We start from the raw sequence: 11811 nt of genomic DNA on the forward strand, positions 1-11811 counted from the left end.
TTCTGGGGAGGGCGAGTGTCCACTGTCGTCATCAAGCGACCGCCCCGGCGTCCCGCGCCGGAGATCCCGGTCGGCGAGCTGCCCGTCGAGGCGCCGCCGGAGATCCCCGCCGTCACCGGCAGCCGCTGGCAGCAGGGGCTGATGGTGCTGCCCATGCTGGGCGGGACGGTCGCGATGGCGATGATGTTCGGCCGGGGCGGCGGGGCCTACTCGTACGTGGTCGGGGGGATGTTCGGGCTGTCCTCCGTGGCGATGCTGGCGACCTCGTGGGGCAGCGCCTCCGGCACCCCGAAGAAGTCGGAGATGATGGCCGCCCGGCGGGAGTACCTGCGGCACCTCACCGCGCTGCGCCGGCGGGTCAGGCGGACCGCCGGGCAGCAGCGGGCCGGCCTGCACTACCGGCACCCCGACCCGGGCCGGCTCTGGTCGACCGTGGACAGCCACCGGGTCTGGGAGCGCCGGCCGGCCGACCCGGACTTCGCCGTGGTCCGGGTGGGCCTCGGCCCGCAGACCCTGGCCACCCCGCTGGTCCCGCCGGTCACCCGGCCGCTGGAGGAGCTGGAGCCGATGACGGCCGGCGCGCTGCGCCGTTTTCTCGACGCGTACTCGGTGGTGCCGGACCTGCCGGTGGCGCTGTCGCTGCGCAGCTTCGCCCGGGTCTACGTCCGGGGCGAGTCGGCCGCCCGGGGCACCGACGGGCACGTGCTGCCCGGCACCGGTTCGCCCGACGCCCAGGCCCTCGCCCGGGCCCTGCTCACCCAGCTCGCGGTCTTCCACGCCCCGGACGAGCTGCTCGTCGCGGTCTGCGCCGGTCCGGAGCGGCGGGCCCTCTGGGAGTGGGTGAAGTGGCTGCCGCACGCCCACCACCCCACCCGCGTCGACGCCGTCGGCCCGGTCCGCCTCGTCACCAGCTCCGCCCCCGACCTGGAACGGCTCCTCGACGACGCGCTGGCCAGCCGATCCCGGTTCAGCCCGGCCGGCCCGGCCACCGACGGCCCGCACGTCGTGGTGGTGCTCGACGGCGGCGACCTCACCGGCGCCACCGAACTGGTCGGCGACGGCGGCATCGACGCCGTCACCGTCGTCGACCTGGACACCCCGCCGCCGCGCCTGCTCGACCGGTACGCCCTCCTGCTCGACCTGCGCGGCGGCCGGCTGCACTCGCACTCCGTCGAGGGGCACGCCGAGGTGGGCACCGCCGACCGGCTGGCGCCCGCCGAGGCGGAGGCGGTCGCCCGCCGGCTGGCCCCGCTGCGGCTGGCCACCGCCGTACGCGGGCCGGACGCCCCGGTCAACGCCGAGCTGGGCCTGCCCGAGCTGCTCGGCATCGGCGACCCGGCGGGCTTCAGCGCCGAGCAGGGCTGGGGGCCCCGGTCGGCCCGGGACCGGCTTCGGGTGCCGATCGGGGTGGGCACCGACGGCGGGGCGATCGAGCTGGACCTCAAGGAGTCCGCCCAGGACGGGATGGGCCCGCACGGGCTGCTGATCGGGGCCACCGGCTCCGGCAAGTCCGAGCTGCTGCGCACCCTGGTCCTCGGGCTGGCCGCCACGCACAGCTCCGAGCAGCTCAACTTCGTCCTGGTCGACTTCAAGGGCGGGGCCACCTTCGCCTCGTTCGACCGGCTGCCGCACACCGCCGCGGTGATCACCAACCTGGCCGACGCGCTGCCGCTGGTGGACCGGATGGTCGACGCCATCAACGGGGAGCTGGTCCGCCGCCAGGAGCTGCTGCGCCGGGCCGGGAACTTCGCCAGCCTGCGCGACTACGAGCGGGCCCGGGCCGCCGGCAACCCGCTGGCCCCGCTGCCGTCCCTGCTGCTGATCTGCGACGAGTTCTCCGAGCTGCTCTCGGCCAAGCCGGACTTCATCGACCTGTTCGTGCAGATCGGCCGGCTGGGCCGGTCCCTTGGGGTGCACCTGCTGCTGGCCAGCCAGCGGCTGGAGGAGGGGCGGCTGCGCGGCCTGGACACCCACCTGTCGTACCGGATCGGATTGCGCACCTTCTCGGCGCTGGAGTCTCGGACGGTCCTCGGGGTGCCCGACGCGCACGAGCTGCCCCGCTCGCCGGGGCACGGCTACCTGCGCTTCGGCACCGAGCCACTGATGCGCTTCAAGGCCGCGTACGTTTCCGGGGCGCTGCGCCGCCGCGACGGCGCGGCGGGGCGCGGCGCGGCCAGCGTGCCCCGCCTGCTCGCCTTCTCCACCCACGCGGTGCCGGTGTCGGAGCCGGCCGCCCCCGCCCCGACGGTCGCCGCCGAGGCGGACACCGGCGCCGCGAGCCTGCTCGACGTGCTGGTGGGGCGGCTGGCCGGGCAGGGCCCGCCGGCCCACCAGGTGTGGCTGCCGCCGCTGGGCGACGCGCCCACCCTCGACGAGTTGCTCGGGCCGGTCGGCGCCGACCCGGGGCGCGGGCTGGGCTCCGCCAACCCGGAGCTGCACGGCGCGCTCCAGGTTCCGGTGGCCGTCGTCGACAAGCCGTTCGAGCAGCGTCGGGACCTGCTCTGGCTGGCCCTCGGCGGCTCGGCCGGGCACGTCGGCGTGGTCGGCGGCCCGCAGAGCGGCAAGTCGGGCCTGCTACGCACGCTGGTCTGCGCGCTGGCGCTGACCCACACGCCCGCCGAGGCGCAGGTGTACTGCCTGGACTTCGGCGGCGGGGGCCTGGCCGCGCTGCGCGACCTGCCGCACGTCGGCGGGGTGTCCGGCCGGACCGACCCGACCGCCGTGCGGCGCACCGTCGGTGAGATGGCCACCCTGCTGGCCGACCGGGAGCGCCGCTTCGCCGCGCTGGGGGTGGAGTCGATGGCGGCGTACCGGCAGCGGCGGGCCGCCCTCGCCACCGCCGGCCAGCCGACGACCGACCCGTTCGGCGACGTGTTCCTGGTGGTGGACGGCTGGGGTGCCCTGCGCGCCGAGTACGACGACCTGGAGCCCATGGTCACCGAGCTGGCCACCCGGGGCCTGTCGTACGGGTTGCACGTGGTGGCCAGTTCGCTGCGCTGGACTGACTTCCGCCCCGCCGTCCGGGACCTGTTCGGCTCCCGGCTGGAGCTGCGGCTCGGCGACCCGTCGGACTCGCTGCTGGTCCGGCGTGCGGCTGCGGCGGGCGTGCCGGAGAAGACGCCCGGCCGGGGCATCACCGGTGAGGGCCTGCACTTCCTCACCGCGCTGCCCCGGCTGGCCGGGCCGGACGGGGAGACCGCCACGCTGGTGAAGGCGGTCGCCGGGGCGTGGACCGGGCCGGTCGCGCCCCGGGTCCGGCTGCTCCCGCCGGTGCTGCCGTACGCGGAGCTGGACCTGGCCGGCACGACCGGGCTGGCGCTGCCGGTCGGGATCGCCGAGGCGGACCTGCGCCCGGTGGTGCTCGACTTCGCCACCGAACCGCACCTGTTGGTCTTCGGGGACGCCGAGTGCGGCAAGTCGTCGTTCCTGCGGGCGCTGGCCTCCACCATCGTGGGCCGGTTCACCCCCGACCAGGCCCGGGTGATCCTGGTGGACTACCGGCGCAGCCTGCTCGGCGCCATCGAGACGGAGCACCGGATCGGCTACGGCACCGACGCCGCCCGCACCGCCGACCTGGTCGAGGCGGCCGCCGGGTACATGCAGGGCCGGCTGCCCGGCGCGGACATCACCCCGGCGCAGCTGCGGGAGCGGTCGTGGTGGTCGGGGCCGGAGCTGTTCGTGCTGGTCGACGACTACGACCTGGTGGCCAGCGGGCCGGTCAACCCGCTGCGGGCGCTGGAGGAGTACCTGTCGCAGGCCCGGGACATCGGCCTGCACCTGGTGCTGGCCCGCCGCGCGGGCGGCGCGACCCGCGGCTACGACCAGTTCCTCCAGCGGCTGCGCGAGCTGTCCGCCCCCGGCCTGGTGATGGCCGGCAGCCCGGACGAGGGGCCGCTGGTCGGCCAGGTCCGGCCCGGCCCGCTCCCGCCCGGACGGGCCCGGCTGGTGACCCGGCGGGAGGGCGTACGCCTGGTCCAGCTGGCCCATCTCCCTCCGCAGTGAACCCCAGCACCGCCCCGGGCCGGCGGCGCTCCGGTGACCTGTTGCGGGATCGGCGTGTGTCGGAGGGGAAAACCGGTAATCTCCGAACAGCATGTGTCCGCCGCGATGAATGGCTGGGAATGTGACTGGGGATCGGCAGGGCTGTTCGACGACGGCGCGACGGCTCACCCGCCACGCGCTGCTCGGCGCGTCGGCGCTCGCGGTGTCGCTCATCGGTCCGGTTCCGCCGTCGGCGCTCGCCGCGCCTGGCAGCCACGCCGCGCCGGCCCGCCCCGCCGCGCTCGCGCCGCTCGCCGTCCCGCAGGCCGGGGCGGCACCCTGGCGGGTGTCGCCGGTGGACACGCCGGCCCGGGCCGACCAGGTCCGCGACGAGCAGTGGCAGCTCGACGAGCTGCGGGCGTCGATCGCCTGGCGCACCTCGACCGGGCGCGGCGTCACCGTGGCGGTGATCGACTCCGGGGTGGACGGTTCGCACCCGGACCTGGCCGGTCAGGTGCTGCCCGGCATCGACCTGGTCGACGACGGCGACACCGACGACGGCCCGGACCCGGTCGGGCACGGCACGACGGTGGCCGGCCTGATCGCCGGGCGCGACGACGACAAGCGCGGCGCCGTCGGGCTGGCCCCCGACGCGAAGATCCTCCCGGTGCGGGTCCTCGACGACGAGAACCGGTACGACGACGCGCTGATCGTCGCCAAGGGGGTCCGTTGGGCCGTGGACAACGGCGCCCGGGTGATCAACCTGTCCCTCGGCGGCAGCGGCGACAGCCCCGCCCTGGCCGCGGCGCTGGACTACGCGTTCGCCCGGGACGTGGTGGTGGTCGCCTGCACCGGCAACCTGGCCGCGTCCTCCGACACCAAGGTCTGGTACCCGGCCCGGGAGCCGGGCGTGATCGCCGTCGCCGGCCTGGAACGCGCCAGCGACAACCTCTGGTCCGGCTCGATCACCGGCCCCGCCACGATCCTCACCGCGCCGGCCACCGGCCTGGTCGGGGCCCGGCCGGGCGGGTACTGGCGGGTGCAGGGCACCAGCTTCGCGACCCCGCTCGTTGCCGCCACCGCCGCCCTGATCCGGTCCCACTGGCCGCAGATGTCCGCCGGCGAGGTGGTGAACCGCCTGATCAGCACCGCGCGGGACATCGGGCCCGCCGGCCGCGACGACCGCTTCGGGTACGGCATGGTCGACCCGGTCGCCGCGCTAACCGTCGACGTGCCGTCGGTGGGGCGCAACCCGCTCGACGACCACTCCTCCCCCGGCGTGGTGGGCTTCGGCCCGGCGCCCGGCACCACGGAGGAGGAGCCGGTCGCCGGAGCCGGCGCGGACCCGCTCGGCTTCACCACGACCCGCCAGCAGACCCACTGGACGGCCCGGCCGGCCGGCGGGTCGGACGGCTCCGACCCGGAACGGCTCTGGACGAGCGTCGCCGTCTGCGCCGCCCTGGCCGCCGGGGCCGTGCTGGTGGCCCGTCGCCTCCGCCGGTCGGTCCGCTGACCGATCGCCGCCGTCGGATTCCATCGGCGCCGATCGGCCTGATCCGGCGCCCGGCCGGGTAGGGATGCGGCATGAGCACGTCCGGTCAGCACACCCCCGGGTCGACGTCCCCGTCGTGGCGGGCCCGCCGCCTCGACCAGGACCGGTCGCTGGGGCTGCGGCTCACCCTCGCCGCCACCGCGGCCTTCCTGGTCCTGGTGCCGTTCGCCCTGCTCGCCCTGCTGGTGCTGGGTTCCTGGGCACCGCTGCACCGGCTGGACGCCGCGGTGACCCACGCCCTGCACGGGTACGCCGTCGACCATCCCGGCTGGGTGGGATTCATGACCGTGTGGACCCACGCCTTCGGTCCCGGCCCACTGCGGGTCGCCGTGCTCGCCGTGGTGGTGTGGCTGTTCACCCGGCGCGCCCCACGGCTGGCCTGGTGGGCGGTCACCACGATGGCCGTGGGCGGGCTGCTCAACGCGCTGCTCAAGCTGCTGGTCGGCCGGGACCGGCCGGGCCTGCTCGACCCGGTGGCCCGGGCCGCCGGCTACTCGTTCCCCTCCGGGCACGCGCTGAACGCCACCCTGGCAGTCGGGGTGCTACTGCTGATCTTCCTCCCGTACGCCCGGGGGCGTCCCGCCGCCCGGTGGGCGCTGTGGACCGCCGCCGTCGTGGTCGCCGGCCTGACCGGGGTGAGCCGGGTGGCGCTGGGCGTGCACTGGACCAGCGACGTGGTCGGCGGCTGGCTGCTGGGCGCTGCGACGGTGTCCGCCACGACGGCCGCCTTCCGCACCTGGCGGGCCCACACGGGCCGCGGCCCGTCGCACCCGGTGACTGAGGGCGTCGAACCCGAACTGGCCGACGGGGCGGGCCTGCCGGGGCCGGGCGGCGGGCAGGCGTAGCGGCCGGCCCGGTCGGGTACTGGCGGGGCCATGTCCGATGTGCTGGTCCAGAGTCTCAAGCGGGTGCTGCTCCCAGTGGGCCTGCTGCTCTCCGTCATGGTGCTGCTCGGGGTGCTCGTCACCCGGGTGTTCGAGCGCACCTGGCCGTTCACCGTCGAGGACGCGGTCAACCGCGAACTGGCCGCCGACCGCACGGAGGGCTGGAACAGCGTCTCGCTGGTGTTCAGCACGCTGGCCAGCACCCAGGCCATCGTGCTGGTCACCGTGATCGTGGCGGTGGTCCTGCGGCTGGTGCTGCACCGCTGGCGGGAACCGGTCTTCCTGTGCGCGGCGGTCAGCGCGCAGGCCCTGATCTTCCTGCTGACCACGATGGCCATCGACCGCCGCCGGCCGGCGGTCGAGCACATGGACGCCTCCCCGCCCACCTCCAGCTTCCCGTCCGGGCACACCTCGGCCGCGGCGGCGCTCTACGTCGGCATCGCGGTGCTGCTGGCCCTGCGGGCGCGTAGCACCCCGGCGAAGGTCGCCTGGTGGACGCTGCTGGTGCTGGTGCCCGTCGGCGTCGCGCTGACCCGGCTGTACCGGGGCATGCACCACCCGAGCGACGTGGTGGCGTCGTTCCTCAACGGCGGCATCTGTGTGCTGATCATGGCCCGGGCGGTGCTGGACCGCGGGGTGCGGTGGGGCCGGGAGAAGCTGCCCGCCGCCGGCCGGAGGGCCGAGGTCCCCGCCGCCTGACCGGGGCCGCTGGCCGCTGGCCGCTGGCCGCGTCAGGTGCAGTCGCCGGTGCCGACGGCGCGGGTGCGCTCGGCGCCGGCCAGCGCCACCGGGCGGGCCTCGGCCGCAGTCACCGCGAAGCCGGTGTTCGGGTCGTCCGCAGCCGCCGCGAAGATGACCCCGAGCACCAGGCCGTTCGAGGAGAGCAGCGGGCCGCCGGAGTTGCCGGAGCGGACCAGCGCCCGGATCGTGTAGATCTCCCGGGTGACGTCGCCCGAGGAGTAGATGTCCGGCCCGGTGATCCGGTCGACGTCCCGCACCCGGGCCGACTGGGCGTTGTACGGCCCGTCCAGCGGGAAGCCCAGCACGACCGCGTCCGCCCCGCTGCCCGCGTTGCCTGCGGCGAAGCGCAGGGACGGGCCGGGCAGGGACGGCACCCGCAGCACGGCCAGATCCCGGTCGGGGTCGTAGACGACGACCTCCCCGTCGTACCGGTTGCCGTCCAGCTCCACGGCCACCGACCGGGTGCCGGCCACCACGTGCGCGTTGGTCATCACCCGGTCGTCGGCGTACACGAAGCCGGAGCCCTCGATGCGGCGGGAGCAGCTCGGCGCGGAGCCCAGCACCTTGACCACCGAGCGCCGGCCGTTGGCGACCACCTCGGAACCGGCGAGCGCCGGGTCGGGCGGGTCGACCTGCCGGGCCCGGGTGGGCGCGAGGTCACCGAAGACGTCCGGGAAGCCGTTCGTGTCGACCGTGTCCCGCAGCGCGTTGGACAGCTCCTGCGCCTTGTCCGGCAGCACCCGGTCGACCACGGTGAGCAACGCGCTGTTGCGCACCGAGGAGGCGAGCCAGGGCAGCGACGACGAGCCCAGCGGCACGGCCACCAGCCAGGCCACCAGCATGACGGCGACGAGCGAGACGAGCGCCCCGCCGATGTCGTCGGCCCGCCTGCCGACGTCGCTGGTGATCGTCTGGCGTAGGTGGGAGCCGACCCAACCAGCCAGCGCCTGGCCCACCACTGCCAGCCCGAAGACCGCGACGAGGGAGATCAGTACGCGGGCGCCGTTGTCCGCGAACTGGCGGGCCAGCAGCGGGCCGGCCTGGAGGCCGACCAGGGCGCCCACGAAGAAGCCGGAGAACGACAGCACCCCGATGACGAAGCCCTGACGGTATCCGCTGATCGCGAACACGAGCATGAGCAGTAGCAGGACGAGATCCACGGCGGACACGCCCCAAGGGTACGGGCAGCGGGCTCGGCGGCGGACCGCCGCTCGCGGAACGTGACGGTCAGGTGAGCGGGCCGGCCATCTCGTCGACGGAGTCGGTGCCGGCCGACGGCGCCGGGGCGGCACCGGTGGGCGGCAGGTCCACGACCCGGTCGCGCGGCCAGGGCCGGGCCCAGCCGCCCATCTCCAGCAGGGTGGCGAGCACCCCGGCGGTGAAGCCCCAGACCAGCATGCCGCGCACCGAGAAGGCCGGGCCGATCCAGCCGCTCGGGTGGCGTACCCGCATGCGGTTGGCCGGGTCGACGAGTTCGGCGACCGGCAGCCGGGCGACGTGCGCGACCTCGGCCGGTTCCCGGGGGTGCACCGGGTGCGGCCGGTGCCACCAGCCGAGCACCGGGGTCACCACGAAGTCGCTGACCGGGATCCACAGCTTCGGCAGCTCGGCCAGCACGGTGACGCTGGCCGGGTCGAGGTCGACCTCCTCGTTGGCCTCGCGCAGCGCGGTGGCGGCGGAGTCGGCGTCGGTCGGGTCGGCCGCCCCGCCGGGGAAGGCCGGCTGCCCGGCGTGGTTGCGCAAGGTCGCGGCGCGCTGGAGGACCAACACGTCCGGGCCGGCCTCCGGCTCCTCGGCCAGCAGCACCAGCACCGCGCTCTCCCGACCGCCGTTGCTCGGGGTGGCGATCCGGGTGAAGTCCTCGGCCCGCGCGGTGCCGAGCCGGGCCAGCAGCGGGTCGATCCAGGGTGGGGGCTGCCGGGTCACGCGGGCACCTCCAGCCCGAGGTGTCGGCGGACCAGCTCGGCCAGGCGGGCGTCGTCCAGCGCCCCGGAGACGTCGACGTGCCGGACCCGGCCGTCGGCGTCGACGAACACGGTCAGCGGGATGGCGTTGCGGTTGAGCCCTCGGCTCAGGCTGTCGCCCTGGTCGAACAGGACCGGGAAGCGGATGCCGAAGTCCTCGCCGATCGACTGGGCGGCGTCCCGGCTGTCCCGGGCGTTCACCCCGACCACCTGGAGCCGGCCGGCCGAGCGCTCGCTGAGCCGCTGGAAGGCGGGCAGCTCCTTGCGGCAGGGCCCGCACCAGGACGCCCACAGGTTGATCACGGCCGGCCCCCGGACGTCCCGCAGCGCGACCTGGTCGCCGCCGGTGAAGCAGGGCAGCGTCAACTCGGGCAGCACCGACCCACCGGCCGGCGCGGCCCCGGAAGCAGTCGGCGTCGGGGCGGCCGGGGCCGGCGCGGACCCGGAAGCGGTCGGCGTCGGGGTGGCCGCGGCCGGCGGCGCGGTCAGGGCCTCGCAGGCGGCGAACGGTGACGGCCGGGTGTTCTTCCGGGGCCCGGGCGGCGCCGGGTCGCCGGCCGAGGCCGTGCAGCCGGCGGCGAGCAGGGCCAGCGGCAGGAGGAGAGCGGCGAGGCGACGCGTCACGGCGCCTCCGCCACGACCGCCTGTTGCGGCACCAGCTCGGGGTCGACGCCTGCGGCGGCGGCCAGGTCCCGCGCCCGGGGACCCTTGAGCAGCTTCGCGGCCGGGGCCGGCTCGGTCGGCCCCGTGCCGTACGACGGGCAGAGCTTCGCCAGGGTGCAGGCCCCGCAGGCCGGCTTGCGGGCATGACAGACCCGCCGGCCGTGGAAGATGATCCGGTGCGACAGCATCGTCCAGTCGCGCTTCGGGTACATCGCGCCGATCGCGTGCTCGATCTTGACGGGGTCGGTCTCGTCGGTCAGCCGCCAGCGGTGCACCAGCCGCTGGAAGTGGGTGTCGACGGTGATGCCGGGGACGTCGAAGGCGTTGCCGAGGATGACGTTGGCGGTCTTGCGGCCGATCCCGGGCAGCGTGACCAGGTCGGCGAGCTTCCCCGGCACCCGGCCGTCGTACCGCTCGACGAGGGCCCGGCCCAGCTTGATCAGCGAGTCGGTCTTGTTCCGGTAGAAGCCGGTGGGCCGGATCAGCTCCTCCAGCTCCGCCCGGTCGGCGCCGGCATAGTCGGCTGCCGTCGGATATCGACCGAACAGCTTCGGGGTGACCTCGTTGACCTTCTTGTCCGTGCACTGCGCGGACAGGATCGTGGCGACGGCCAGCTCCAGCGGGTTGGCGTGGTCCAGCTCGCAGTGCGCGTCGGGGTGGGTCTCGGTCAGCACCCGGCCGATCTTCCGGGCGCGGCGCGTGCGGCCGAGTTCGGTCTCGGTGGCTCCGGGGGGACTGGTGGTCACGACGGAAAGCCTACGTCGACCCGGTGACGGTTCGTCGTGCGCACACGGGCGGCGCGTCACCCCTGCGGCGGGTGCGGCCCGGTCACCCCTCGGTGATCCGGCCCTTGTCGTCGAACCGCGCGCCGGTCTGCGGGAAGTCCGTGCCGCTGAGCTGCTTGACCAGGCCGAGGCCCCGGTCGTCCGGGTCCATGGTCGGCTTGCCGATCGAGTTCATGTACGTCGAGGTGAACGATCCGCCGGCGAAGCTTCCGTCCGGCTTGAGCGACACCTTGAGCACCCCGCCCCAGCCCAGCCGGCCGCTGTTGCTCAGCGAGTTGCCGCCGCCGGCAAAGTTGCCGAGGCTGTAGGCGATCAGCCGGCCCTGGTAGAACTCCATGCCGCGCAGCACGTGCGGGCCGTGGCCGACGATCAGGTCCGCTCCGGCGTCGACCATGGCGTGCGAGAACTTCACCGGGTCGCCCCGGTTCTCGCCGAGGAACATCTCGGTGCCCGGCCGGACCCGGGTCTTGTCGGCCCCCTCGCCGCCCATGTGCACCTGCACCACGACCAGGTCGGCCATGGTGGCGGCCTTCTTGACCACCGCGCGGGCGGCGTCGATGTCGACCAGGCTGTTGGACCAGACGTACGACGAGAAGCCGGCCACGGCGATCTTGACGCCCTCGACCTCGACCACGGTGATCTGGTCGGGCGCGCCGGTGTGCGCCAGGTCGTACTTCTCCAACGCCCGCTGGGTGTTCTGGTAGCCCTTGGGGCCGTAGTCGTACCCGTGGTTGTTGGCCTGGTTGAGCAGCTCGAACCCGGCGTCGCGCAGGTGGGCGGCGTACTCCGGCGGGGCGCGGAACTGGAAGCACCGGGTCGAGTTGGCCCCGCACTTGCCGGTGCCGGTGTCCACCGTCAGCGGCTCCTCCAGGTTGCCCATCACCAGGTCGGCGGCGAGAGCGTCCTTGACCGAGTCGAAGAACCCCTTCCCGCCGCCCGGCGGGAGCCGGTTCGGCGCGTTGCCCATGATGATGTCGCCGGTGGCGGAGAGCGAGACGCTCTTCGCCTCGCCCTTCGGCGTGGCGGACGGGGTCGTGGTCGGGGCACCGGCCGCGCCGGTCCGGCCGCCCTCGGTCCCGGGTTGCCAGACCGGCTCGTCGCCGGGTTGCGCGCAGCCGGCGGCGAGCAGCGCGGTGAGCAGCACGCCGAGGGCGAGCGTGGCCCGTCGGCCCGAGCGGATTCCGGAGGGGGCGGCAGCATACATCGCCCGCGACCCTACCGGCCGGACAACGCGCTGACGA

Annotated in this window: 9 protein-coding genes; 4 read left to right on the forward strand and 5 right to left on the reverse strand. The window is 75.2% G+C overall.

The features are described from left to right. Positions 1-15: 15 nt before the first annotated feature. From eccCa to OG617_RS12105, 4 genes are all read left to right on the forward strand, one after another. Complete coding sequence (gene eccCa / locus OG617_RS12090) at positions 16-4002, forward strand: type VII secretion protein EccCa (RefSeq protein WP_405101329.1); 3987 nt, start codon at positions 16-18, stop codon at positions 4000-4002. A gap of 109 nt (positions 4003-4111) precedes the next feature. Beyond that, on the forward strand, positions 4112-5494 hold the full coding sequence (gene mycP, locus OG617_RS12095; protein ID WP_405101331.1) for a type VII secretion-associated serine protease mycosin: 1383 nt from the start codon (positions 4112-4114) through the stop codon (positions 5492-5494). Positions 5495-5565: 71 nt separating this feature from the next. Further along, a complete protein-coding gene (locus tag OG617_RS12100) occupies positions 5566-6378 on the forward strand; it encodes a phosphatase PAP2 family protein (RefSeq protein WP_405101333.1) in 813 nt (270 codons plus the stop codon). A 30-nt stretch (positions 6379-6408) separates the two neighbouring features. After that, positions 6409-7116, forward strand: a complete 708-nt coding sequence (locus tag OG617_RS12105; protein ID WP_405101335.1) for a phosphatase PAP2 family protein — start codon at positions 6409-6411, stop codon at positions 7114-7116. A 32-nt stretch (positions 7117-7148) separates the two neighbouring features. On the opposite strand, the gene OG617_RS12110 is transcribed toward OG617_RS12105, so the two are convergent. The 5 genes from OG617_RS12110 to OG617_RS12130 form a co-directional block, all read right to left on the reverse strand. After that, entirely contained in the window at positions 7149-8327 is a 1179-nt protein-coding gene (locus OG617_RS12110) for a MarP family serine protease (RefSeq protein WP_405101337.1), read from the reverse strand. A gap of 58 nt (positions 8328-8385) precedes the next feature. Then, positions 8386-9084 carry an NUDIX hydrolase gene (locus tag OG617_RS12115; protein ID WP_405101339.1) on the reverse strand — a complete coding sequence of 233 codons (699 nt, stop codon included), beginning with the start codon at positions 9082-9084 and terminating at the stop codon, positions 8386-8388. Then, the gene (locus OG617_RS12120; protein ID WP_405101341.1) at positions 9081-9746 is read right to left on the reverse strand and encodes a TlpA family protein disulfide reductase; all 666 of its coding nucleotides are present in this window, start codon (positions 9744-9746) and stop codon (positions 9081-9083) included. The genes OG617_RS12115 and OG617_RS12120 overlap by 4 nt, the downstream gene beginning before the upstream one ends. Beyond that, on the reverse strand, positions 9743-10531 hold the full coding sequence (gene nth, locus OG617_RS12125; protein WP_405101343.1) for an endonuclease III: 789 nt from the start codon (positions 10529-10531) through the stop codon (positions 9743-9745). The genes OG617_RS12120 and nth overlap by 4 nt, the downstream gene beginning before the upstream one ends. Positions 10532-10613: 82 nt before the next feature. Then, entirely contained in the window at positions 10614-11774 is a 1161-nt protein-coding gene (locus OG617_RS12130; protein WP_405101345.1) for a CapA family protein, read from the reverse strand. Positions 11775-11811: the final 37 nt, after the last annotated feature.

Origin of the sequence: Micromonospora sp. NBC_01412 (assembly GCF_045040215.1) — a bacterium.
In the GTDB taxonomy this organism is placed as follows: Bacteria; Actinomycetota; Actinomycetes; order Mycobacteriales; family Micromonosporaceae; genus Micromonospora; species Micromonospora rubida.

Bases quoted from the DNA above. Each gene is read 5' to 3' on its own strand.
- OG617_RS12100 (WP_405101333.1), top strand. From the start codon at position 5,566: ATGAGCACGTCCGGTCAGCACACCCCCGGGTCGACGTCCCCGTCGTGG.
- mycP (WP_405101331.1), top strand. From the start codon at position 4,112: ATGGCTGGGAATGTGACTGGGGATCGGCAGGGCTGTTCGACGACGGCG.
- OG617_RS12130 (WP_405101345.1), bottom strand. From the start codon at position 11,774: ATGTATGCTGCCGCCCCCTCCGGAATCCGCTCGGGCCGACGGGCCACG.
- OG617_RS12105 (WP_405101335.1), top strand. From the start codon at position 6,409: ATGTCCGATGTGCTGGTCCAGAGTCTCAAGCGGGTGCTGCTCCCAGTG.